General features: G+C 36.0%; 21 protein-coding genes. 18 read left to right on the top strand and 3 right to left on the bottom strand.

The window, feature by feature from the left end:
* Positions 1–14 precede the first annotated feature (14 nt).
* The 8 genes from secD (at position 15) to aspS (ending at position 12159) form a co-directional block, all read left to right on the top strand.
* A complete protein-coding gene (secD, locus tag H8S00_RS05725) occupies positions 15–2270 on the top strand; it encodes a protein translocase subunit SecD (RefSeq protein WP_243169558.1) in 2256 nt (751 codons plus the stop codon).
* A gap of 83 nt (positions 2271–2353) precedes the next feature.
* Positions 2354–4108, top strand: coding sequence for a single-stranded-DNA-specific exonuclease RecJ (gene recJ / locus H8S00_RS05720; RefSeq protein WP_186840248.1), 1755 nt, complete (start codon positions 2354–2356; stop codon positions 4106–4108).
* 71 nt (positions 4109–4179) lie between these two features.
* A complete protein-coding gene (locus H8S00_RS05715) occupies positions 4180–4704 on the top strand; it encodes an adenine phosphoribosyltransferase (RefSeq protein WP_118588526.1) in 525 nt (174 codons plus the stop codon).
* Between the two features lies 1 nt (position 4705).
* Positions 4706–6970, top strand: coding sequence for a RelA/SpoT family protein (locus H8S00_RS05710; protein ID WP_021952880.1), 2265 nt, complete (start codon positions 4706–4708; stop codon positions 6968–6970).
* Positions 6971–6991: 21 nt separating this feature from the next.
* Entirely contained in the window at positions 6992–7612 is a 621-nt protein-coding gene (locus tag H8S00_RS05705) for an MBL fold metallo-hydrolase (RefSeq protein WP_118588528.1), read from the top strand.
* On the top strand, positions 7612–9051 hold the full coding sequence (gene hemZ / locus H8S00_RS05700; RefSeq protein ID WP_186840246.1) for a coproporphyrinogen dehydrogenase HemZ: 1440 nt from the start codon (positions 7612–7614) through the stop codon (positions 9049–9051). Before H8S00_RS05705 ends, hemZ begins: the two co-directional genes overlap by 1 nt.
* 48 nt (positions 9052–9099) lie before the next feature.
* On the top strand, positions 9100–10359 hold the full coding sequence (hisS, locus tag H8S00_RS05695; protein ID WP_186840245.1) for a histidine--tRNA ligase: 1260 nt from the start codon (positions 9100–9102) through the stop codon (positions 10357–10359).
* Between the two features lie 18 nt (positions 10360–10377).
* Positions 10378–12159: an aspartate--tRNA ligase gene (gene aspS / locus H8S00_RS05690; RefSeq protein WP_186840244.1), complete on the top strand. Its 1782-nt coding sequence runs from the start codon at positions 10378–10380 to the stop codon at positions 12157–12159.
* 149 nt (positions 12160–12308) lie between these two features.
* Here the strand turns inward: aspS and H8S00_RS05685 are convergent, their stop codons facing one another.
* Both H8S00_RS05685 and H8S00_RS05680 read right to left on the bottom strand, forming a co-directional pair.
* Positions 12309–12467 carry a hypothetical protein gene (locus tag H8S00_RS05685; RefSeq protein WP_186840243.1) on the bottom strand — a complete coding sequence of 53 codons (159 nt, stop codon included), beginning with the start codon at positions 12465–12467 and terminating at the stop codon, positions 12309–12311.
* Between the two features lie 147 nt (positions 12468–12614).
* A complete protein-coding gene (locus tag H8S00_RS05680) occupies positions 12615–13370 on the bottom strand; it encodes a hypothetical protein (protein WP_186840242.1) in 756 nt (251 codons plus the stop codon).
* A 159-nt stretch (positions 13371–13529) separates the two neighbouring features.
* Here H8S00_RS05680 and glyA point away from each other — a divergent pair, with 159 nt between their 5' ends.
* Positions 13530–14771, top strand: coding sequence for a serine hydroxymethyltransferase (glyA, locus tag H8S00_RS05675; RefSeq protein ID WP_186840241.1), 1242 nt, complete (start codon positions 13530–13532; stop codon positions 14769–14771).
* 29 nt (positions 14772–14800) lie between these two features.
* Entirely contained in the window at positions 14801–15202 is a 402-nt protein-coding gene (locus H8S00_RS05670) for a putative ABC transporter permease (protein ID WP_021952889.1), read from the top strand.
* A 32-nt stretch (positions 15203–15234) separates the two neighbouring features.
* Here H8S00_RS05670 and aroC read toward each other — a convergent pair whose 3' ends face one another.
* On the bottom strand, positions 15235–16332 hold the full coding sequence (gene aroC / locus H8S00_RS05665; RefSeq protein WP_021952890.1) for a chorismate synthase: 1098 nt from the start codon (positions 16330–16332) through the stop codon (positions 15235–15237).
* A 185-nt stretch (positions 16333–16517) separates the two neighbouring features.
* Between aroC and tgt the strand changes: the two genes are divergently transcribed.
* The 8 genes from tgt (at position 16518) to H8S00_RS05625 (ending at position 26067) form a co-directional block, all read left to right on the top strand.
* Positions 16518–17654: a tRNA guanosine(34) transglycosylase Tgt gene (gene tgt / locus H8S00_RS05660; RefSeq protein WP_118588537.1), complete on the top strand. Its 1137-nt coding sequence runs from the start codon at positions 16518–16520 to the stop codon at positions 17652–17654.
* A 12-nt stretch (positions 17655–17666) separates the two neighbouring features.
* Positions 17667–17975 carry a preprotein translocase subunit YajC gene (yajC, locus tag H8S00_RS05655; RefSeq protein WP_021952892.1) on the top strand — a complete coding sequence of 103 codons (309 nt, stop codon included), beginning with the start codon at positions 17667–17669 and terminating at the stop codon, positions 17973–17975.
* A 309-nt stretch (positions 17976–18284) separates the two neighbouring features.
* Positions 18285–19367 (top strand): 3-isopropylmalate dehydrogenase, encoded by a 1083-nt coding sequence (gene leuB / locus H8S00_RS05650; protein WP_186840240.1) that lies wholly within the window; start codon positions 18285–18287, stop codon positions 19365–19367.
* Between the two features lie 17 nt (positions 19368–19384).
* Positions 19385–21052, top strand: a complete 1668-nt coding sequence (gene ilvD / locus H8S00_RS05645) for a dihydroxy-acid dehydratase (RefSeq protein WP_021952894.1) — start codon at positions 19385–19387, stop codon at positions 21050–21052.
* 20 nt (positions 21053–21072) lie between these two features.
* A complete protein-coding gene (gene ilvB, locus H8S00_RS05640; protein ID WP_021952895.1) occupies positions 21073–22764 on the top strand; it encodes a biosynthetic-type acetolactate synthase large subunit in 1692 nt (563 codons plus the stop codon).
* A gap of 32 nt (positions 22765–22796) precedes the next feature.
* Positions 22797–23879, top strand: a complete 1083-nt coding sequence (gene serC / locus H8S00_RS05635; RefSeq protein ID WP_021952896.1) for a 3-phosphoserine/phosphohydroxythreonine transaminase — start codon at positions 22797–22799, stop codon at positions 23877–23879.
* A gap of 68 nt (positions 23880–23947) precedes the next feature.
* Positions 23948–25111, top strand: a complete 1164-nt coding sequence (locus H8S00_RS05630) for a phosphoglycerate dehydrogenase (protein WP_186840239.1) — start codon at positions 23948–23950, stop codon at positions 25109–25111.
* A 74-nt stretch (positions 25112–25185) separates the two neighbouring features.
* Positions 25186–26067: a mechanosensitive ion channel family protein gene (locus tag H8S00_RS05625; protein ID WP_186840238.1), complete on the top strand. Its 882-nt coding sequence runs from the start codon at positions 25186–25188 to the stop codon at positions 26065–26067.
* The last annotated feature ends 13 nt before the right edge of the window (positions 26068–26080 follow it).

The following is a 26080-nucleotide window of genomic DNA, read 5'->3' as shown; positions in this document are numbered from 1 at the left end:
AAAGAGGTTAAAAGATGAAAATTAAAATGAACAAAACTAAAGGGATTGTATTTTTTATACTTTCACTTGCAGTAATGGCTTTTGCCGGTTATGTGATTCTGTTTGGCGTAGGGGATCACGGACAGGCTAAGTATATTACACAGGGTCTTGATCTTAAAGGCGGTGTAAGCATTACATATCAGGTATCGAAAGATGACCGTGATAAGTTAAACAGTGATTCTCTTGAAGCTACAAGAGGAAAATTAGAGAAGAGAATTCATACATTTAGTACAGAAGCTACAGCTTATAAGCAGGGTGATGATAGAATTACAGTTGAAATCCCGGGTGCATATGATGCGGACAAGGTTCTTGAAGAATTAGGTAAGCCGGGTTCACTTTATTTCTGTACAAAGGCTGATTCAACACCTACAGATGAGCAACTTAAAAACAAGGAATATATCCAGTTAAAGAACACAACAGGTGGACAGTATGACGGATATTATAAGGTATGGCTTACAGGTGACAGTGTTTCAGATGCTAAAGGTCAGGCAACAACTAATGAAAAGACAGGAAAAGCAGAGAATGCTGTAGACCTACAGTTTAATACAGCAGGAACAAAAATTTTTGGTGAAATGACATCTCAGAATGTTGGACAGCAGTCATACATTATTTATGACAATGAGGTTCTTAGTGACCCGAAAATTAATCAGTCAATTACCGGTGGACAGGCTCAAATCACAGGTAACTTTACATTAGAGGAAGCACAGACACTTGCAGATAATATTAAGATTGGTTCACTTGATCTTTCATTGGATGAATTAAGTCATAATGTTCAGAGTGCACAGCTTGGTAGAGATGCTTTATCAAAGAGTGTTCAGGCAGGTATGATAGCGTTTGTTATTATTGTATTATTCTTACTTTTCGTATATAGAGTGCCTGGTCTTGCTGCAGGTTTCGCATTATTATCATATGTTGAATTAATGCTTCTTGCACTTAACGGATTTGACCTTACACTTACTCTTCCGGGTATTGCAGGTATTATTCTTAATATCGGTATGGCAGTTGATGCTAACGTTATTATTTATGCCCGTATCAGAGAGGAAATTGCAGCCGGCAAGTCAGTTAAGAATGCAATCACTATTGGATTTAAGAAAGCAACATCAGCTATCGTTGACGGTAACGTTACAACACTTATTGCAGCATTAGTTCTTCTTTGGAGAGGTTCAGGAACAGTTCAGGGCTTTGCCATGACACTTGCAATAGGTATCTTCATTCAGTTATTTACATCCCTTGTTGTTTCAAGAGGAATTGTATGGATGTTATATTACATGGGATTCCAGAAACCGGGATTTTATGGCAAGGAAAGAGCAAAGAATGTTATCAAGTTTGTTGAAAAGAGAAAAGTTTGGTTTACAATTTCAATAGTTGTTATTGTTATTGGCTTAGGCTCAATTGTTTACAATGTGGCAACAGGAAATGAAGCATTTAACTATAGTATTGAATTTAAGGGTGGTACATCTATAAGCGTTCAGTTTGATAAGGATTACACTATCGATGAATTCAACGATACAATTAAACCTGAAATACAGAAAACATTAAATACATCAGATGTACAGGCTCAGAAGGATACAGGTACAAAGGGCTTATACTCTATTAAGACAAAGAAAATGTCATCAGATGAAATGGACGAATTTAAGAAGCTTTTGATTGACAAGTATCAGGCAAAGGATGACGAGCAGAACTTTAATGATACAGAAATTTCAGATACAATCAGTGCTGAAATGAGAAGAGATGCCGTTGTTGCTACAGCTCTTGCTACAATTTGTATGTTGATTTACATCTGGTTAAGATTTAAGAATATTCAGTTTGCTTTAGCAGCTGTTATAGCATTAGTTCATGATGTACTTATAGTTGTTGGTTTCTATTCATTGTCAAGACTTACAGTTGGAACAACATTTATTGCCTGCCTTCTTACAATAGTAGGTTACTCAATAAATGCTACGATTGTTATCTTTGACAGAATTAGAGAAAATAAGGCTGTTATGAAGCGTGATGAAACAATGATTGGTCTTATTGACAGAAGTATCACAGAAACACTTACAAGAAGTATCTACACATCATTAACTACATTTGTTGCTGTATTTATGATATTCGTTATGGGTGTTTCATCAATTAAAGAGTTTACAACACCATTAATGGTAGGTATCGTAGCCGGTGCTTATTCATCAGTATTTGTTACAGGTGCATTATGGTATGTATTAAAAGGTAAACAGTACGACAAAGAAAAATAATTAAGAAGTATTTAACGGTACCATCTAAATGGTGGTGCCGTTTTTCTTTTTACAATACTATTTAGGAACAAGGCATAATTATTATGAAAGAGAAATGGTTTTTACAGACAAAAAGGGCAGATTTTAATCATATTTCTGAAAAATTTCATATCAGTCCGGTAATTGCAAGGATAATTAGAAACAGAGATGTAATATGTGACGAGGACATCTATAATTATTTAAATGACGATTTGGAAAAAATAAGTTCTCCATGGCTTTTTAAAGATATGGATAAGGCTGTTGATATACTAAGAATAAAAATCAGTCATGAAAGTAAAATAAGAATAATATGCGATTATGATGTGGATGGAATAACTTCCGGATATATTTTACTTAGGTCATTAAAAAAGCTAGGGGCAAATATAGACCTTGTAGTTCCCCGCAGAATAGAAGATGGCTATGGTATAAATGAAAAACTAATTAAAAATGCCTATGATAGCGGTATTGATACTATTTTAACATGTGATAACGGTATTTCGGCTTATAATCAGGTGGAATATGCCAAATCTCTTGGAATGAATATTATTATTACTGACCATCACGAGGTACCTTTTGAAGAAACTGATGGGAAAAGAGAATATATTGTTCCTAATGCAGATGCAGTGGTAAATCACAAACAGGCAGACTGCCCCTATCCATTTAAAGAGCTGTGTGGAGCAATGGTTGCATATCAGCTTATATCGGCATTGTTTGAAACAGAAGGCATAGGCAAAAACGAATTATATAAGTTACTTCCTTACGCTGCTATTGCAACTGTATGTGACGTAGTGGATTTAAAGGGAGAAAACAGAATTATAGTAAAACAGGGCATTAAAAAACTAAAAGACTGTAATGATATTGGTATAAATGCTTTAATAAATGCCTGTAAGTTAGATAAAAATAATCTTTCATCTTATCAGTTTGGTTTTGTTATAGGCCCTTGCCTAAATGCCAGTGGAAGATTAGACACGGCAAAACGTGCCACGGAGTTATTAGATTGCATAGATACTCAAAAGGCGGAAGTTTTGGCAAAAGAACTGGTGGAATTAAATGCTGAACGTAAGGATATGACTAATGAAGGAGCCATGACAGCAATTGAAATGGCACAGGATATGGATGACAAAGTATTGGTTTTATACCTTAAAGACTGTCATGAAAGCATTGCAGGAATTATTGCAGGAAGGGTAAGAGAAAAGTATAATAAGCCTACGTTTGTCCTAACAGATGCTGAACAGGGAGTTAAAGGATCAGGTCGTTCTATTGAGGAATACGATATGTATTCAGAACTTACAAAGGTAAAAAGTTTGCTGACGAAGTTTGGTGGTCATAAAATGGCAGCGGGAATATCTTTAGAAGAAAAAAATATAGATTTATTTAGAAAAATGTTAAATGAAAATTGTAATTTAACGGAAGAAGATTTATATTTAAAGGTGTGGATTGACATTGCCCTGCCTTTGGAATATATTACAATGGATTTCGTAAATCAGTTAGAGGTTATTAAGCCCTATGGAAAAGGCAATGAAAAGCCGGTTTTTGCAGAAAAAAATCTAAAGATTATCAGTTTGCAAATACTGGGAAAATCAGGAAATGTAATAAAAATGGTTGTAGAAAATCAAAATCATTACAGAATGACTGCAGTTAAGTTTAACAGTGCCGTTGATTTTATGGCATTTTTGTCTGAAAAATTCGGTGAGGAAGAGGTAAATAAGGCCCTTCAGGGTCAAAAGAATAATTTGGAAATTATGGCAACATACTATCCGGAAATAAATGAGTATAATGGAAGGATAAATTTACAAATAATAATAGATAGATTTTGTTAAAAGGGTTGTGGTAATATATAATTATGACAACTATAAAATAAATAATTATATAGCAAGAAGGAGAAGATAAAATGCATGAGGTAGAAAAGTACATTAGAAGCATACCTGATTTTCCGGAACCGGGTATTATTTTCAGAGACGTTACAACAGTAATGAAGGATCCTAACGGGCTTAAGATAGCTATTGATTCCATGATAGATAAGGTAAAAGACCTGGATTTTGATGTGGTTGTAGGTTTAGAGGCCAGAGGCTTTGCTTTGGGTACACCTATTGCGTATGCTTTAAATAAAGGCTTTGTTTTGGTTAGAAAGAAAGGTAAACTGCCTTGTGAAACTATTTCAGAAGAATATGATTTGGAATATGGTACAGCTGAAATTGAAATTCACGTAGATGCCATTAAACCGGGACAGAGAGTTGTTATAACTGATGATTTGATTGCCACAGGCGGAACAGTAAAAGCAGCTATTGATTTAGTAGAAAGACTTGGTGGAGTTGTAGTTGGTTGCGTATTCCTTATGGAATTAGCAGGATTAAAAGGTAGAGAGAAATTAGAAGGATATAGAGTAGATTCAGTTGTAGCATATGAAGGGAAATAATATGAACAATGTAAAAATCGAAAATCACGGTGTAATTCCAAAAGAAGAAGAACAGGCAACCCCTGAGGAATTATACGGGAGACTTATAGACAAAATTAAACATTATCATCCGTCGGCAGATGAGTTGCATATGATAGAGAAGGCGTATAATTTTGCCAAAAATTTCCACGGTGACCAGAAACGTAAATCCGGAGAGCCTTATATCATACATCCTCTTCATACTGCCCTTATTTTGGCAGACCTGGAATTGGACAAGGAATCCATAATGGCAGGTCTTTTACATGATGTTATGGAAGATACATCTGCCACAAGGGAAATAATGATAAAGGAATTTGGTGAGGAAGTAACAGATTTAGTAGATGGAGTAACCAAACTTACCAGATTGGATTATGATACTGACAAGGTAGAGGAACAGGCTGAAAACTTAAGGAAAATGTTTCTTGCCATGGCAAAGGATATCAGAGTTATTTTAATAAAATTAGCTGATCGGCTTCACAATATGCGTACCTTGCAATATATGACACCGGAAAAGCAAAAAGAAAAATCAAGGGAGACAATGGATATTTATGCTCCAATCGCAGATAGACTTGGTATTTCTAAAATTAAAATAGAATTAGATGACCTTGCCTTAAGATATCTTGAACCTGAAAAATATAAGGAATTAGTTGAAGGTGTCCATGAAAGACTTGAGCATAGAGAAGAATTTATGAGTAATCTCATTGCTGAAGTTGCAGGATATATAGAAAAAGCAGGAATTAAGGCTACTATTGACGGACGTGTTAAGCATTATTTCAGTATTTACAAGAAAATGACAATGCAGCATAAAACATTAGACCAGATATACGATGTATTTGCTGTTAGAATTATTGTAGACAGCGTTATGGAATGTTATGGTGCATTAGGTATTATTCATGAGAAATATACACCGGTTCCGGGAAGATTTAAGGACTATATTGCCATGCCAAAGCAGAATATGTATCAGTCCTTACATACTACCCTTATCGGACCTAACGGACAGCCTTTTGAAATTCAGATTAGAACATACGAAATGCATAAAACCGCTGAATATGGTATTGCTGCTCACTGGAAATATAAAGAAAATATCACAGGTGAGGGAGATAATGAGGAACAGAAGATTAGCTGGTTAAGGCAGATTCTTGAATGGCAGAGAGATTTGTCAGATAACAAGGAATTTTTAAATTTACTTAAAGATGACCTTAATATGTTCTCAGAGAGAGTTTACTGTTTTACACCTAATGGAGATGTTAAAAATCTTCCAAACGGCTCTACGCCAATTGATTTTGCCTACAGTATTCATAGTGCCGTAGGAAACAAGATGGTAGGTGCCCGTGTTAACGGAAAAATGGTAAACATTGATTATAAAATACAAAACGGTGACCGTGTAGAAGTTGTAACCTCTAATAATTCCACGGGCCCTAGTATGGACTGGTTAAAAATTGTTAAAAGCACTCAGGCAAAGAACAAAATAAACCAGTGGTTTAAACAGCAAAATAAAGAGGAAAATATTGTTAAAGGTCGTGAACTTATAGAAAAGTATTGTAAGTCTAAAGGCATAGTAATGTCAGAAATATTTAAGCCTGAATATATGGATAAGGTAAGGCTTAAGTATAGCTACAAGGAATGGGATTCGCTAGTGGCATCTATAGGTCATGGAGGATTAAAGGAAGGTCAGATTGTAAACAAGCTTTTAGACGAATACAATAAAGACCATAAAATTGAAATTACAGATGAAGATGTTTTAAATGAAGCTAATGGAAACAAGCAGGGAACGAAACATAATTCATCAAAAAGCGGCATTATTGTTGAGGGAATGAATGATGTGGCTGTAAGATTTTCAAAATGCTGTAGTCCGGTTCCGGGAGATGAAATTGTGGGATTTGTCACCAGAGGAAGAGGTGTTTCTATACACAGAACCGATTGTGTAAATATTATAAATCTTCCGGATATTGAACGAGGAAGGCTTATAGAGGCAAGCTGGGCTGCTGACGAATCAGAGCAGGATGGAAAGTATATGACGGAAATCGTTATATATGCCCATAACCGTGTGGGAATACTTACTGACCTGTCAAAGATATTTACAGAGAGAAATATTGACGTAAACAGTATTAACAGTAGAACAAGTAAGTCCGACATTGCCACTATTTCAATGACTTTTGCCATTCAGGGTACAGATGAATTAAATAGTCTTATTGCAAAAATAAGAACCATTGACAGTATAATTGACATTGAAAGAACAAGCAGTTAATAAAAGATTAGGAGATTTGATATGGCTAAGATAATGATTAGAAGTGTTACTGTAAGCGAGTGCTACACAAATTGCTATATTTGTATGAATAAGGATACAAAAGAGGGATTTATTGTGGATCCGGGAGATGACGAACTGAAAATATCAGTTAATGTAAGCAGACTGGAAATGATTCCAAAGGCAATATTGCTTACCCATGGACACTTTGATCATATCGGAGCCGTAAATCAACTGAAGGAAAGATATAATATTCCTGTGATTGTAGGGGCAAAAGAGGAAAAAGTCCTTACAGACAGCAGAATGAATCTGTCGTCTATGTTTGGAGAACCTGTAAAAGTTAATGGAGATAAGTTTTTAGAAGATGGTGAAAACTTTCAGGTAGCGGGATTTGATATACAATATGTTCTTACTCCTGGGCATACTCCGGGAAGCGGATGCTTTTATATTGAAGAGGAGCAGGTTTTATTTAGCGGAGATACCTTGTTTCAGGCAAGCAGAGGAAGAACGGATTTCCCGGGAGGAAGTGAATCTGATATAATTAAGTCCATTAAAAACAAACTTCTGGTTTTACCGGGAGAGACAGAGGTATATCCGGGACATATGAACATAACAAATATTGACAGCGAAAAGGTGTACTATTAATGATTGATATACAAATAGAACCGGCACAGTTTGAATATGACGTACAATCACTTGTACAGGCATTTTATACCGGTCATCCCTTTAAAATTAATGATAGGGTTGAAAATTCATACCGGAAAATATCTGTAAAATATGAAAAAAACAAGATATGTATTTCGGTGTGGAGTAAGGAAAAAGAGCCTGTAGAAGGTGAAATGTTTTGTGATTTTTCAGACAGAAGAGAAACTAAGAATATATTAAAGAAACTGTTATATAATCTGTTAAGTGCAGATACGAAAGAGAAACTTCCCTGGGGAACACTTACAGGGATAAGGCCATCTAAGATTCCGGAGATGATGCTGGAAGAAGACATTAGCCGGAAAGAAATTATGTCTTATATGAAAGAAACATATTTGATATCTGATGAGAAGTTAAATCTGGCAATGGATATAGCTGGCAGAGAGCGACAGATTTTGTCAAAAATAAATTATAAACATGGATTTAGTTTGTATGTAGGGATACCCTTTTGTCCTACAACCTGTTTGTATTGCTCATTTACCTCATTTCCAATAGAAAAATACAGAAAAAAAGTTGATTTATACTTAGATGCAGTTATAAAGGAAATTAAATATCTTGGAATAAAGCTAAAAAACAGGGAACTAAATACGGTATATATCGGTGGAGGAACTCCCACTACCCTTGAACCAAATCAGTTAGACAGGCTTATAAATGCCTTGAAGGATAATTTTGATTTTTCCACGGTAGTTGAATTTACAGTGGAGGCAGGAAGACCTGACAGTATAACTGAAGATAAGATAATGGTTCTAAAAAAGCATGGAGTAAACAGAATATCCATAAACCCTCAAACCATGAATGAGAAAACATTGGAAATTATAGGTAGAAAGCATACTGTTTCTCAGGTAAAAGAAGCATTTGCCATTGCAAGAAAATGCGGTATGGATAACATCAATATGGATTTTATTGTGGGACTGCCGGGAGAAAACGCCCAAATGGTAAAATACTCCATGGAAGAAGCTCTTAAACTAAATCCTGACGGAATTACAGTTCATTCTCTTGCTTTAAAAAGGGCTTCAAGACTTAATGTGGAAAAGGACAGATATTCCGACATGACCATGGAAAACAGTAGCAGGTTAATGAAAATAACGGAAGAATATGCCGGAAAAATGAAAATGGTTCCATATTATATGTACAGACAGAAAAATATGGTTGGTAATCAGGAAAATGTAGGTTATTCTAAGGTTGGAAAGGAAGGAATTTACAACATTTTAATGATGGGTGATTATCAGAATGTGTGGGCTGCCGGTGCAGGAGCGGTAACTAAATTGCTGTCTAAAGACAGAAAAGAAGGAAAAAGAATTGATACATTGAAAAATGTAGATTTATATATAGATAGAATTGATGAAATGATTGAAAGAAAAAAGGTTGTTAAATTGGATTAATAATAGTAAAATTGTATGGTTGGAAAAAACATTAAAAGGAGTGGTAAAATGGCTTTAAGTAAGAAACCCGTTACAGGAATGAAAGATATTCTTCCTGAAGAAATGAAAATTAGAAATTATGTACAGAATGTAATTAAGGATACATATAAAGCTTTTGGATTTACACAAATTGAAACACCATGTGTTGAGAATATTTCAAATCTCACAAGCAAGCAGGGTGGTGAAAACGAGAAACTTATATTTAAGATTTTAAAAAGAGGAGAAAAATTAAATCTTGAAACAGCTAAGGAAGAGATGGATTTAGTTGATAATGGATTAAGATATGATTTAACAGTACCTCTTGTAAGATATTATTCAAAAAATGCTAATGATTTGCCATCACCCTTTAAGGCACTTCAAATGGGAAATGTCTGGAGAGCAGACAGACCTCAAAGGGGAAGATATCGTCAGTTTATGCAGTGCGATATTGATATATTAGGTGATCCAAGCAATCTGGCTGAAATAGAACTTATTCTTGCAACAACAACAACTCTTGGAAAGTTGGAATTTAAAAATTTCCAAATCAGAATAAATGAAAGAAGAATATTAAAGGCTATGGCTGCGTATAGTGGTTTCCCGGAGGAATCTTATGACAGCGTATTCATTATTCTTGATAAAATGGACAAAATCGGTCTTGAAGGTGTAAAAGAAGAATTAATTAAATATGAATTTTCACCGGAGGCTGTAGAAAAATATACAGATTTATTTAAGGAACTCGAAGGACAAAAAGACCCTATAGCTTATCTTGCAGAAAAACTGGGAGATTATATGGGAGATGACGTAAAAGAATGGATGAATGAAATTATTGAAAGTGTAAGAGCAACAAAGTCTTCTGATTTTGAGATCGTGTTTGATCCTACTTTGGTACGTGGAATGTCTTATTATACAGGAACAATTTTTGAAATTGCCATTCCCGAGTTTGGAGGAAGCTGTGGAGGTGGCGGACGCTATGACAAGATGGTTGGTAAATTTACAGGTCACGATGTTCCGGCATGCGGTTTTTCAATTGGGTTTGAAAGAATTGTTTTATTACTTATGGAACAGGGATTTAAGATTCCGGAAGACTATGATAAGGTTGTTTATCTTATAGAAAAAGGCGTAAGCGGCGATGCACTTTGTGATGTTATTGCTAATGCCCAGGAAGAAAGAAAGAGTGGTAAGCAGGTTCTCGTAACAAGAATGAACAAGAATAAAAAGTTCCAGAAAGAGCAGCTTATGGCTCAGGGATATAATGAATTTAAAGAATTTTATAAAAATCCACTTAAATAGTGAGGAGGAGTATACAATATGGCAGAATCAATGCAGGGACTTCACAGAAGTCACAGATGTACAGAAGTCAGCAACCAAAATATTGGTGAAAAAGTAACTGTTATGGGCTGGGTTCAGAAGAGAAGAAATTTAGGCAGTCTTATATTTATAGATTTAAGAGACCGCTCAGGTTTGTTACAGTTAGTTTTTAACGAAAATGACGGTGAAGTTTTTGAAAAGGCAAAAGAACTAAGAAGTGAATATGTTATTGCGGCAGAAGGCACAGTTAGAAAGCGTGATGGCGCAATAAATCAGACAATGGCTACAGGTGACATTGAAGTTACAGTTGACACATTGCGTATTTTATCTGAGGCAGATACACCTCCATTCCCGGTAGAAGAGGATTCAAATACAAGAGAGGAATTAAGACTTAAATACAGATATTTGGATTTAAGAAAGCCTCATTTACAGAGAAATCTTAAGCTAAGAAGTGATGTAACTACATGTATAAGAAAATTTATGGCAAATGAAGGCTTTATTGAAATTGAGACACCTACATTATGTAAGAGTACACCGGAAGGCGCAAGAGATTATCTTGTCCCAAGCCGTATTCATCCCGGAGCATTTTATGCATTGCCACAGTCTCCACAGCTGTATAAACAGCTTTTAATGTGTTCAGGATTTGACAGATATATTCAGATTGCAAGATGCTACAGAGATGAGGATTTAAGAGCAGACAGACAGCCGGAGTTTACACAGGTTGACATGGAACTTTCATTTGTGGATATTGACGATGTTATTGATGTAAACGAAAGATTGTTGCAGGCTTTGTTTAAGGAAATACTTGACGTTGACGTTCAGCTTCCTATTCCAAGAATGACATGGCAGGAGGCAATGGACAGATATGGTTCAGATAAACCTGATACACGTTTTGGAATGGAAATCGTAAACGTTACTGACGTAGTAAAAGATTGTGGTTTTGGAGTATTTACCGGAGCTATAGAAAACGGTGGTACGGTTAGAGGTTTAAATGTTAAAGGTCAGGGAGCAATGCCTAGAAAGAAAATAGACAAGCTTGTTGATATGGCAAAAGGAAATGGTGCTAAAGGTTTGGCATATCTTTGCATTAATGAAGATGGCACTTATAAGTCATCCTTTGCAAAGTTTATGACAGAAGAAGAGTTAGACAATCTTGTTAAAGCCATGGATGGTGAAAGAGGTGATCTGCTGTTATTTGCCGCTGATAAAAATAAGGTTGTATGGAATGTTTTAGGAGCACTTAGATTAGAGTTAGGTGAACAGTTAGAACTTATAGATAAGAACAAATTTAACTTCTTATGGGTTGTTGAATTCCCACAGTTTGAGTGGTCTGATGAGCAAAACAGATTTTTAGCAATGCATCATCCGTTTACAATGCCTATGGAAGAAGATATTAAGTATATTGACAGCAACGAATTAGGAAAAGTCCGTGCTAAAGCATATGATATTGTATTAAATGGTTCAGAAATAGGTGGCGGAAGTGTGAGAATACATCAGGCTGACATTCAGGAAAAGATGTTTGAAGCATTAGGTTTCACACCTGAGGCTGCTCATGAACAGTTTGGTTTCTTATTAGATGCTTTCAAGTATGGCGTTCCTCCACACGCAGGACTTGCATACGGACTTGACAGATTGGTTATGCATATGTCAGGTGAGGATAATATCCGTGAGGTAATTGCATTCCCTAAGGTAAAGGATGCATCATGTCTTATGACTGCCGCACCGGGGGAAGTTGACGACAAACAGTTAGAAGAACTGGACATTGCAATTATTAAAAAATAAAAATATATATAATAAATTATAAAAGCATACATTGTGTTGGAATTTGTACATTCCGGGGCGGTGTATGCTTTTTTGCAGAGCATAGAAATGGTAATACATAGTAAAGTTACACCCTTTGGAATAGTAAGATTTCCCTTTATAACGTACTTTCAGGTTGGTACATATAAGGCACCTTCGCCTAAATCGCCAAGTCTATTAAGCAATTTCTGGAAAATATTAGTGTTATCAGTAACGCCGTCGCTTACTGCAGGCAGGACAAACAATGCCATTGTAAGCGCGAGAAATAGTGCTTTGAATGTTGACTTCATTGCATCCCCCCCTCATAAAATATAATAATAAAATACTGCTGTATAATGAAAAAACATCACATTATACAACACAGCAATATGATTATAAAAAGTTTTGTAAAAGTTACAATGTTAAAATACAAATGCCTAAAGTTTTTTTTGTGTGATTTACATAAATTTTATTTTCCTTAATTCATCCTGAAGCTTTCCAACATAATTGCTTAGTTGTTCACACTGTCTGGAAAGCTGTTTTTTTGTAAATTTAAGATTAGATATTTCCATGTTTTTTTCATAAATCTTCTTTTGACATTTAATTAGTTCACTGCTTTTTTCCGATAATGAATTTTTTAATTGTTCAATGGTTTCGTTAGCAGCTAAATTCACATTGTCAGGTCCGTTTTTTGTAATTGTTGTAATGGTTCCGTTTTTACTTAAGTAGTAGCAGTCATTTTGCAAAATGATATAGGTTTTCCTGTTAGAGCTTACCACATCGAAGTCATTATAATTTTTAATGTTACGCTTAATGAGACATGTATGGTTTGGTGCAGAGCAAAGCAGATAATAAACATCACAGAAATTGCTATGGTTATTGTGAGTACAATAAAATATGTAAAGTTCATTTTCGCACATTATAGGTGAAACATTTACAATAGTACGCCCGTTTTTGCTGTCTTCTAAAGGAATGGATAAAAACTCCATAAAACGATTCCCCGACAAGGTTGCAGTTTTTATTTTATTGTCGGTGGATATATAGAAGGCGTATTTTTTATTACCATCATAAATTCTAAAGTCATCTTTTACGTCATTAAAAATAATCCCCTCAGGGTGGATATGTCCTCTAATTGCCGTATACATATATACGTTATGTCCGCTGTGGTAAAGTATAGCCGGCTGACCGTTGTCAAATGCAAGAATTTTGTACATAGTATCCTCCTTTAGTTTTACCTTAATAAATATTATTTTTCGGATTAAAATAGAACAAAATTAAAAAATTAGTTTAAAAATATAGAAGGTTATGGTAAAGTAATAAGGGAAAAAATCGGCTTAAGTGTCGTTTGATTATAAATATATGGAGGTTTTATTATGTTTTCATTTGATGAAATTAAAAATGCAGATGCAGAAGTTGCTAAAGCAATGGAAGATGAACTTGGAAGACAGCGTTCACATCTTGAACTTATTGCTTCTGAAAATCTTGTAAGCAAAGGTGTAATGGCAGCTATGGGAAGCCACCTTACAAACAAATATGCAGAAGGATATCCGGGAAAGAGATATTACGGCGGATGTGAATACGTTGATGTAGTGGAAGAATTGGCAAGAGAAAGAGCTAAGAAATTATTTGGATGTACGTACGCCAATGTTCAGCCTCATTCAGGTGCACAGGCAAATATGGCTGTATTTTTCGCATTGGTAAAACCGGGAGAAAGGGTTATGGGTATGAGTCTTGATGCCGGCGGACACCTTACCCATGGTTCACCTGTAAATATGTCAGGAACATATTTTGACGTAGTATCATACGGTGTAGATGAGAATGGATTTATAGATTACGACGAAGTAAGAAGAATAGCACTTGAAGCTAAGCCAAAGCTTATTGTGGCAGGTGCAAGTGCTTATCCAAGAAAGATAGATTTCAAGAAATTCAGAGAGATTGCAGATGAAGTGGGAGCATATTTAATGGTAGATATGGCACACATTGCAGGTCTTGTGGCAGGTGGTCAGCATATGAGCCCTATTCCTTATGCGCATGTTACTACAACAACTACCCATAAGACATTAAGAGGACCTAGAGGCGGACTTATTCTCTCAAGTGAAGAGTTTGCTTTAGAACATAAATTAAACAAAGCAGTATTCCCTGGTATTCAGGGTGGACCTTTGATGCATGTTATAGCTGCAAAGGCAGTTTGCCTTAAGGAAGCATTATCTCCTGAATTTAAGGTATATGCAAAGAATATTGTAGATAATGCCCAGGCATTGGCAAAAGGTCTTACTGACAGAGGTTTTGACCTTGTATCAGGTGGTACCGATAACCACTTAATGTTAGTTGACTTAAGAAGCAAGAATATTACAGGTAAAGAATTTGAAATAGCTCTTGATGCCGCAAACATTACATGTAACAAAAATGCCATTCCGAATGACCCTCAGAAGCCGGGTATTACCAGTGGTGTCAGAATTGGAACACCTGCTGTAACTACAAGAGGCTTAACTACAGAGGATATGGATGTTATTGCAGAGTGTATGGCTGATATTGCAAGTGATTTAACAGGTAATTGCGAAAAGGTTAAGGCAAAGGTTAAGACATTAACAGACAAGTATCCGTTATATGAATAAGATTCATATTTTTGGAAATAATTACACATATGAAGAGTGTAATTAACAGAGATTTTATAAAATGTGGAATAACAGGCTGGTGTATTGAGGTACTCTTTACATCAGCCTCTTGTTTTAAAGAAAAAAATTATAAGCTTATAGGAAAGACATCCATATGGATGTTTCCAATATATGGTATGGCATCAGTGATTAAGCCAATTAGTAAAAAACTTAAAGCTTATAATAAACCAATGGTGGAAAGGGGAGCAGTTTATACAGCAGGAATATTTCTGGTGGAATTTGTGTCAGGAAGCCTGTTAAAGAAAAGTAACAATTGTCCGTGGGATTATAGTAGTGCGAAATATAATATAAAAGGAGTTGTTCGGTTAGACTATGCTCCGTTATGGTTTGTAATGGGGCTGATATATGAAAAAATCCTTAGCAAAGATTAGGTTTTGCTAAGGATTTCTAGTATAAATAGTTTTTATTTGTAAAAGTCTATTATTTTATCTAACTTAGAAGTCATTCCCGTAAAAAGCATATCTACAAGAGTAACGGCAACCATTGATTCCACCACAACCACTGCACGGGGAACAATAATCGGGTCATGACGGCCTTTTATGTTAATATCAATGTTTTCACCGGATTTATTAATGGTTTGTTGTGTTCTTGCGATAGATGGTGTAGGTTTAACTGCTGCACGTACCACAATAGAAGAGCCATCACTCATTCCACCTAAAATTCCACCGGCGTGATTAGATGTCTTGGAAATAACACCGTTTTCAATGCTGAATCCATCATTATCCGTTGAGCCTGACATTTTGGCAACTTCAAAACCGTCACCTATTTCAATGCCTTTAATGGCACCGATGGACATAATGGCTTTGGAAATATTAGCATCAAGCTTGTCAAATACAGGTTCGCCAATTCCCGCTGGCATATTGTTTACAATACATTCAATTATTCCACCACATGAATCCATTTCAGCCATTTTTTCGCCCAAAATTTTTTCAGCTGCTTTTGCAGCATCTGAATCAGGCATATAAACAGGATTTTTCTCAATTTCATCTTTGTTAAATTTTTTGTAATCTATTTCAACATTGCCAATACTCTTAGAATATGTAAGCATCTCAATGCCAAGCTTCTCAAGAATTTTTGAGGCAATGGCACCGGCAGCAACACGTCCGATGGTTTCGCGGCCGGAGGAACGTCCACCACCACGATAATCCCTAAATCCGTACTTTGCATCAAATGTATAATCTGCATGTCCCGGTCTGTAATATGAAGCAATATCACTATAATCCGCAGAATGATGGTCTTTATTTTTTACAATCATTGAAATAGGTGTACCGGTTGTTTTTCCTTCAAATACACCTGAAAGTATTTCAACCTTATCATCTTCTTTTCGCTGGGTTGTATATTTTGACTGACCGGGTTTTCTTCTATTTAAAAACTTCTGTATGTCATCTTCGTTTAATTCAAGTCCCGCAGGACATCCATCTACAACAACACCTAATGCCTTGCCGTGGGATTCACCCCATGTTGTAATTTTGAAAATATTTCCGTATGTTGAACCAGCCATATAGCAAGTCTCCTTTCCGTAAAATCGCCTATAACAGTATAACAATATCCTCAAACAGGTGTCAACTTGATGTTTGACCGGAAAATACGTTTTTGGTTTGTTTACATATTGAAAATATATCAAAATAATGTTATAAAATATAGATGTACGCATTTTTGAGTATAATATAATAAAGCAGGTATAATATGTTTAAAGTTCTAGCAAAAGATGGGGCAGCAAAGTACGGTAGGTTCGAAACGGTGCATGGCACTATTGAAACTCCTGTATTTATGAACGTAGGTACGGCAGGAGCCATAAAAGGTGCAGTAGCTGCAGAAGATTTAAAGGAAATAAAGACACAGGTGGAATTATCTAACACTTATCACCTTCATGTAAGACCGGGAGATAAGATAGTTAAGCAGCTTGGGGGCTTACACAGGTTTATGAATTGGGATAAGCCCATACTTACAGACTCAGGTGGATTTCAGGTTTTTTCTCTGGCTGGTCTTAGAAAAATAAAAGAAGAAGGAGTTTATTTTAACTCTCATGTAGATGGAAGAAAGATTTTTATGGGTCCGGAAGAAAGTATGCAGATTCAGTCAAATCTTGCATCAACCATAGCTATGGCATTTGATGAATGTCCTTCCAGTGTGGCTTCAAGAGACTATATTGAAAATTCAGTTGCACGAACCGCAAGATGGCTTAAAAGATGCAGAAAGGAAATGAATCGTTTAAACGGTCTTGAGGATACAATAAACAAAAATCAGATGCTTTTTGGAATCAACCAAGGGGGGATATATGATGATGTCCGTATTGAGCATGCAAAAGCCATCTCTGATATTGATTTAGATGGTTATGCCATAGGCGGTCTGGCAGTTGGGGAAAGTCACGCGGAAATGTACCGTATTATTGAAAAGGTAGTTCCATATCTTCCGGGAGACAAGCCGGTTTATCTTATGGGTGTAGGAACACCGGCTAATATATTAGAGGCAGTTGAGAGGGGAGTTGACTTTTTCGATTGTGTATATCCTTCAAGAAACGGAAGACATGGTCATGTTTATACTAATGCAGGAAAGCTCAATTTGTTTAATGCAAAGTATGAGACTGATGACAGACCGATAGAGGAAGGATGTCAGTGTCCGGCATGTAAATATCATACAAGAGCATATATCAGACATTTACTTAAAGCTAAAGAAATGTTGGGAATGCGTTTGTGTGTATTGCATAATTTATATTTTTATAATACAATGATGGAGGAAATCAGAGAGGCTATAAAAGCCGGAAGATACAGTGAGTATAAAAATAATAAACTGGAAGGTTTTAAAGAAAACGACAAGAATTAGGAGGTAGGTTTTATGCCAGTTTTAGTAGCAGCAGGTTCAGGCTCAAGTCAGGGAATACTTATAATGATTGCATATGTTGTAATTATTATTGGATTTATGTATTTTATCGCTATCAGACCACAGAAGAAACAGGAAAAAAAGCAGAAAGCTTTAATGGATAGTGTTGAAATCGGTGATAGTGTTTTAACCACAAGCGGATTCTACGGAATGATTATTGATGTTCAGGAAGAAACAGTTATTGTTGAGTTTGGTGGAAACAAAAACTGCAGAATACCAATGCAGAAGGCAGCAATAGTTGACGTGGAAAAAGCAGAAGCATAATATTTTAAACATGCGGGTTATAATCTAGGTTTTTAGATTTGATATTGGAAGGAATATCTGGAATCAGGGTTTCAGATGTTCCTTCTTTTTATAGTTATATATTTATGGCAAAACTTAACTAAAATATACGATTTTTTCACAGTAAAAATAATCAATAAAACTGATTAAGATATATGTGTTGAAAAATGAGTTTATTTGGGTTATAATTTATGAGTTAATGTGGATTTTTATAATTAGAAATTAAATACAGTGATTATACATAGAAATTAATTATATCCACTAGAAACTATAAGGAAAAGAGGAAGCATAATGAATTTTAATGTTGCAGTAATTCCAGGAGATGGAATCGGACCGGAAATTGTTACAGAAGCACAGAAGGTTCTTAATGCTGTCGGGGAAAAGTTTGGACATAGTTTCCAATACACGGAAGTTGATATGGGTGGCATATCTATAGACAAATATGGTGTCCCTCTTACAGAGGATGCACTTGAGACAGCAAAGAAAAGTGATGCGGTATTGTTAGGTGCCGTGGGTGGAGTCGTCGGTAAAGACAGTTGGTATGAACTACCACCTAATTTAAGACCGGAGGCAGGACTTCTTGCAATTAGAAAAGGTTTGAATCTTTTTGCTAATTTAAGACCGGCTTATCTTTACAAAGAATTGAAGGGTGCATGTCCGTTAAAGGAAGAAGTGGCAGATGCAGGCTTTGATATGATTATTGTAAGAGAGCTTACAGGCGGACTTTATTTTGGCGAAAGAAAAACAGAGGAAGTCGATGGGGTTCTTACGGCAACAGATACTTTGACATATAACGAAAATGAAATAAGAAGAATTGCTAAAAAAGCTTTTGACATTGCAATGAAGAGAAGAAAGAATGTCATAAGCGTTGATAAATCTAATGTATTGGACAGTTCAAGATTGTGGGACAAAATCGTAAACGAAGTGGCAAAGGATTATCCTGAAGTTACTCTTACCCATATGTTGGTAGATAACTGTGCAATGCAGCTGGTAAAAAATCCGGCACAGTTTGATGTGGTAGTTACTGAAAATATGTTTGGTGACATTTTATCAGATGAGGCAAGTATGATAACAGGTTCCATAGGAATGTTATCATCAGCAAGTCTTAGAGAGGATAAGTTCGGACTTTACGAACCAAGTCATGGAGCAGCACCGGATATAGCAGGACAGAATAAGGCAAATCCTATAGCTACAGTTCTTTCAGCAGCTATGATGCTTAGATATTCTTTTGATTTGGATGAGGAAGCTGATGCAGTGGAAAAGGCAGTGGAAAAGGTTCTTGAAGATAATATCAGAACAATTGATATTATGTCAGATGGCATGACACTGGTAGGATGTAAGGAAATGGGCAATGAAATCATAAAGAGAATATAAATTTCAGGAGGTTTATTATGAAGAGTGATTCAGTAAAAAAAGGAATACAGCAGGCACCACATAGGTCATTGTTTAATGCTCTCGGTATGACAGAGGAAGAGCTTTCAAGACCTTTGGTTGGTATTGTTTGTTCATATAATGAAATTGTTCCGGGACATATGAATCTGGACAAAATAGCACAGGCAGTTAAAATGGGAGTTGCCATGGCAGGTGGTACTCCAATTATGTTCCCGGCTATTGCTGTTTGCGATGGTATTGCTATGGGACATGAGGGAATGAAATATTCTCTCGTAACAAGAGATTTAATTGCAGATTCAACTGAATGTATGGCTAAAGCCCATCAGTTTGATGCATTGGTAATGATTCCTAACTGTGACAAAAACGTACCGGGACTTTTAATGGCAGCTGCCAGAGTTAATGTCCCAACAGTATTTGTTTCAGGTGGACCAATGCTTGCAGGACATGTACATGGTCAGAAGAGAAGTCTTTCATCAATGTTTGAAGCGGTTGGTGCTAATGCTGCCGGTAAAATGACTCTTGATGACGTAAGAGAATTTGAGGAAAAGGTATGTCCTACATGTGGTTCATGTTCAGGAATGTATACAGCTAACTCAATGAACTGCTTAACAGAAGCACTGGGTATGGGACTTAAAGGAAATGGAACCATTCCGGCAGTTTATTCTGAGAGACTTAAACTTGCAAAACATGCAGGTATGGCTGTAATGGAAATGGTAAGAAAAGATATCAGACCAAGAGATATTATGACAAAAGATGCAATTCTCAATGCATTAACAGTAGATATGGCACTGGGATGCTCAACAAACAGTATGTTACATCTTCCGGCAATTGCCCATGAAATAGGATTTGATTTTGATATTTCATTTGCTAATGAAATCAGTGCTAAGACACCTAACTTATGTCATTTGGCTCCTGCAGGTCCTACATATATGGAAGACCTTAACGAAGCCGGTGGTGTTTACGCAGTTATGAATGAGTTAAGTGAACTTGGTTTATTACATGAAGATTGTATGACAGTTACAGGAAAGACTGTTGGAGAGAATATTAAGGGTTGCGTAAATAAGAACCCTGAGGTTATAAGGCCGTTAGACAATCCATATAGTAAAACAGGTGGTCTTGCAGTTCTTAAGGGAAATCTTGCACCTGATGGTTCAGTTGTTAAACGTTCAGCAGTTGCAGACTCAATGATGGTACATGAAGGACCGGCAAGAGTGTTTGAATGTGAGGAAGATGCTATTGCAGCAATTAAAGGTGGAAAAATTGTTGATGGTGATGTTGTTGTTATCAGATATGAAGGACCTAAGGGTGGCCCTGGTATGAGAGAGATGTTAAATCCTACATCAGCTATTGCAGGTATGGGACTTGGTGAGACAGTTGCTCTTATTACAGACGGCAGATTTTCAGGTGCTTCAAGAGGAGCTTCCATTGGACACGTATCACCTGAGGCAGCTGTAGGCGGACCTATAGCATTAGTTGAAGAGGGAGATATTATTAAGATAAATATTCCTGAAATGACACTTAATGTAGATGTTTCAGATGAAGAAATGGCAAAGAGAAAAGAAAAATGGCAGCCTAGAGAACCAAAGGTAACTACAGGCTATTTAGCAAGATACGCCTCTATGGTTACATCAGGCAATAAGGGAGCTACATTAGAGATAAATAAATAAAGCGGAAGAGAGGAAATACTATGATATTAAATGGTTCACAAATTGTTATAGAATGTCTTAAAGAACAGGGTGTTGATACAGTATTCGGTTATCCGGGAGGAACTATTTTAAATATTTACGATGAGCTTTACAAGAACTCAGATGATATAAATCACATCCTTGTATCCCATGAACAGGGTGCAGCCCATGCTGCTGACGGATATGCCCGTTCAACAGGTAAGGTTGGAGTTTGTATGGCAACATCAGGTCCGGGAGCAACAAATCTTGTTACAGGTATTGCAACAGCATATATGGATTCTGTTCCACTGGTAGCTATTACAGCTAACGTTGCAAAATCAGGTCTTGGAAAGGATTCATTCCAGGAAATAGATATTGTTGGTGCAACAATGCCTATTACAAAGCATAACTTTATTGTAAAGGAAATTGAGGATTTAGCACCTACACTTAGAAAAGCATTTAAAATTGCTAAGAGTGGAAGACCGGGCCCTGTACTTGTAGATATTACAAAGGATGTTACAGCTAACAAGATTGATTTTGAAAGTAAGAAGCCTGAAGAAATAAAGAGATATTCAGATATGATTACTGAAGATGATTTAAATACAGTTGCAGAAATGATTGCAGCTTCTAAGAAACCGTTTATTTTAGTTGGCGGTGGTGCCGTAATATCTGAAGCAGATAAGGAAGTAAGAGAATTTGCTCAATTAGTTGACGCACCTGTATGTGACACACTTATGGGTAAAGGTGTTATTGAGGGAACTAATAAGAGATATACAGGCATGATTGGTATGCATGGAACAAAGACATCAAACTTTGGTGTTACTGAATGTGATTTACTGTTAGTTCTTGGAGCGAGATTTAGCGACAGAGTTACAGGTAATGCAAAGAAGTTTGCTAATAATGCCAGTGTTGTACATATTGATGTGGATCCGTCAGAAATTAATAAAAATATTAAGGCTGATGCCAGCATTATAGGTGACATTAAGGAAGTTCTCGTAAGACTCAATAAATTAGTTACTCCACAGAATCATGAAGACTGGATGAAGCATATAGAGGAAATGAAAGAAAAATATCCTCTTGATTTAGATAAGTCGAAACTTACAGGTCCGGCAGTTATTGATTCTTTGTACAACATTACAAAGGGAGATGCTATTATTACAACAGATGTTGGACAGCATCAGATGTGGGCAGCACAGTTTTATAAATATAGCAGACCAAGACAGCTTATTACATCCGGTGGACTTGGTACCATGGGATATGGTGTTGGCGCTTGTATAGGTTCAAAAATGGGCAACAAAGACAAGATTTGCGTAAATATCGCAGGTGACGGTTGCTTTAGAATGAATATGAACGAAATTGCCACAGCAACAAGATATAACATTCCAATTATTCAGATTGTAATTAACAATCACGTTTTGGGAATGGTTAGACAGTGGCAGACATTATTCTACGGAAAGAGATATTCTAATACAGTTCTTAATGATGCAGTTGATTTCGTAAAGATTTCAGAAGGTATGGGAGCTAAGGCTTACCGTGTAACAACTGTAGATGAATTTGAAAAGGCATTGAAGGAAGCCATCGAATTAAACATCCCTTGTGTAATTGATGCACAGATAGATGAAGACGATAAGGTATTTCCAATGGTTCCTGCTAATACAGCTATCAGTGAGGCATTCTCTGAAGAGGATTTAGCAGCAAGAGGATATGATTGTTAAATATATAATATAAATTAGGAGGCAAATAAAAAATGAGCAGAGTATATAATTTCTCAGCAGGTCCGGCAGTATTACCGGAAGAAGTATTGAAAGAAGCAGCAGATGAAATGCTTGATTACAAGGGATGTGGAATGAGCGTAATGGAAATGAGCCATCGTTCAAAAATGTTCCAGCAGATTATTGATGAAGCAGAACAGGATATTAGAGATTTAATGAATATTCCTGATAACTATAAGGTATTATTCCTTCAGGGAGGAGCTTCACAGCAGTTTGCTGCAGTTCCTATGAATTTAAAGAAAAATGGTAAGGCAGCATATATTATCACAGGTCAGTGGGCAAAGAAAGCAGCTGCAGAGGCTGAAAAATTTCTTGAGGTAAAGAGAGTTGCTTCATCAGCTGATAAGACATTCTCATATATTCCTGATTGCAGTGACTTGGATATTGATGATGATGTAGATTACGTTTATATTTGTGAGAACAATACAATTTATGGTACAAAATATCATGAATTACCAAATACAAAGGGACATACATTAGTAGCTGATGTATCATCATGTTTCCTTTCAGAGCCGGTTGATGTTACAAAGTATGGCGTTATTTATGGTGGTGTTCAGAAGAACGTAGGACCTGCAGGTGTTGTTATTGCAATTATTAGGGAAGATTTAATTCCTGAGGAAGTTGACAGTACTGTACCAACTATGCTGGCATGGAAGACACAGGCAGATGCAGGCTCACTTTACAATACACCTCCTTGCTATGGAATTTATATCTGTGGTAAGGTATTTAAGTGGATTAAGAAAATGGGTGGTCTTGAAGCAATGAAGAAGCATAACGAAGAAAAGGCTAAAATTCTTTATGATTTCTTAGATAACAGCAAGTTATTTAAGGGAACAGTAGTTCCAAAAGACCGTTCATTAATGAATGTTCCTTTTGTAACAGGAAACGAAGAATTAGACGCAAAATTTGTTGCAGAAGCTAAGGCTGCAGGACTTGAAAATCTTAAGGGACATAGAACTGTAGGTGGAATGAGAGCAAGTATTTATAATGCTATGCCTATTGAAGGTGTTAAGGCTTTGGTAGAATTTATGGATAAATTTGAAAAAGAGAATATGTAATTTAATATATTGCAGCATGGCTTTTTAGGTTATGCTGCAGATTATAATATAAAATAAGGAGCAGAGAAATGACAAAAGTAAATTGTTTAAATCCTATTTCTAAATTAGGAACAGATTTATTTAGCGATAATTATGAAATGACAGATGATTTTGCACAGGCTGATGTAGCTTTGGTAAGAAGTGCGGCAATGCATGATTTAGATTTACCGGAAAGCCTTATGGCAGTAGCAAGAGCAGGTGCAGGAGTTAATAATATTCCCCTTGATAAGTGTGCTGAAAAGGGTATTGTTGTATTTAACACACCTGGAGCAAATGCTAACGGAGTAAAGGAATTAGTTCTTTGTGGGATGCTTCTTGCTTCAAGAGATATAATCGGAGGCAACAAGTGGGTAAGCGATAACAATGAAGATGAAAACATTAACAAGACAATGGAAAAGGCAAAGAAGAATTTTGCCGGAAATGAAATTAAAGGTAAAAAGCTTGGTGTTATTGGTCTTGGAGCAATCGGAAGATTAGTAGCAAATATGGCTGTTTCACTGGGAATGGAAGTATATGGAACAGACCCTTATCTTTCAGTTGAAAGTGCATTAAGCCTTAAGAGAGCAGTTAATCTTGTAAATACAAGAGAAGAAATTTTTAAGACATGTGATTTTATTACAGTTCACACACCTCTTCTTGATGATACAAAGGAAATGATTAATAAAGACACAATTGCCATGATGAAGGATGGCGTTGTTGTTCTTAACTTTGCAAGAGATTTACTTGTATGTGATGATGATATGGCTGAGGCACTTAAGTCAGGCAAGGTTAAAAAATACGTTACAGATTTCCCTAATGCAAAGACAGCTAATATGGATGGCGTAATTGCAACTCCTCACCTTGGAGCGTCAACAGAAGAATCAGAAGATAACTGTGCTGTAATGGCAGTAAATGAAATCATGGATTTCGTTGAAAACGGAAATATTACAAATTCAGTAAACTATCCTGCAGCAACTCTTGGTTTATGTGATAAGACAGCCAGAATTACTATTTGTCATAAAAATGTACCAAACATGATTGGTCAGCTTACATCTGTAGTAGCAGGTGAAAATATTAACGTGGCAGACATGGTAGATAAGTCAAGAGGTGACTTTGCATATGCAATTATTGATTTAGACCACCCTGTAACAGATGCTTTAATTGAAAAATTAAATGCAGTTGAAGGTGTAATTAAGGTAAGAATAGTTAAATAATTTATTTTTAATAATTTACTGATATAATGAGGCTGTTGTATAATAGCCTCATTATTGATTTTATGGAGAGTATTATGGAATTTTTATTAGCAGCCGATAATGTGGTAGAAGAATTAGATGCTGAAAAAATCAGCCAGGATGTAAGCAGATTAGCCAAATTTACAGATAGCATGGTGGACAAGCTTATTAATTTCGGATTTAGCATACTAGTTGCAATTATAATATTTGTAATTGGAAAAATTATAATTAAGTTTGTCCGGAAATTTGTTAAAAAATTACTTCTTAAGTCTACAGTGGATTTGGGAGTTGTAAAATTTATTGACTCAATAATAAAAGTTGTGGGTTATGTTATGGTTTTAATCATTATATGTGGTGAAATCGGCATCCAGACAACATCTTTTATTACCCTTTTAGGAACAGGTGGATTATCCATAGGTCTGGCACTTCAGGGAAGCCTTGCCAACTTTGCAGGTGGCGTACTTATTTTGGTTTCAAAACCATTTATAATAGGGGATTATGTACAAATATGTGGTGAAGAAGGTATTGTTAAGAAAATTGACATTATATATACAACATTGGTTAAATATGACAACAGAATTATAAAATGTCCTAACGGTGAAGTGGCAAATAATACTATTATTAATTATTCCAATGAAGACGGCAGACGTGTAGACGTAAAGTTTTCAGTTCACTATGACAGCGACCTTGCTAATGTTAAAAATGTTGTACGGGATATTATATCAAAATGCCCATATACACTAAAGGACAGGTCTAATGATGTGGCAATTACCAAATTAGATGACAGTGCCATAGCATTAGAGGCAAGAGTATGGGTGGAAACAAAGGATTACTGGCAGGCATATGACTATTTAAATGAACATATCAAAACAGGTCTTGATGAAAAAGACATTGTTATACCTTATAATCAGTTAGACGTGCATATTTCAAATAAGTAGACGAGGAGGAAAC

The sequence above is a fragment of the Eubacterium segne genome (assembly GCF_014287775.1).
GTDB lineage: Bacteria > Bacillota > Clostridia > Lachnospirales > Lachnospiraceae > Eubacterium_G > Eubacterium_G segne.
The sequence above is the reverse complement of the archived record's forward strand: the minus strand, read 5'-3'. Positions and strand labels throughout refer to the sequence as shown.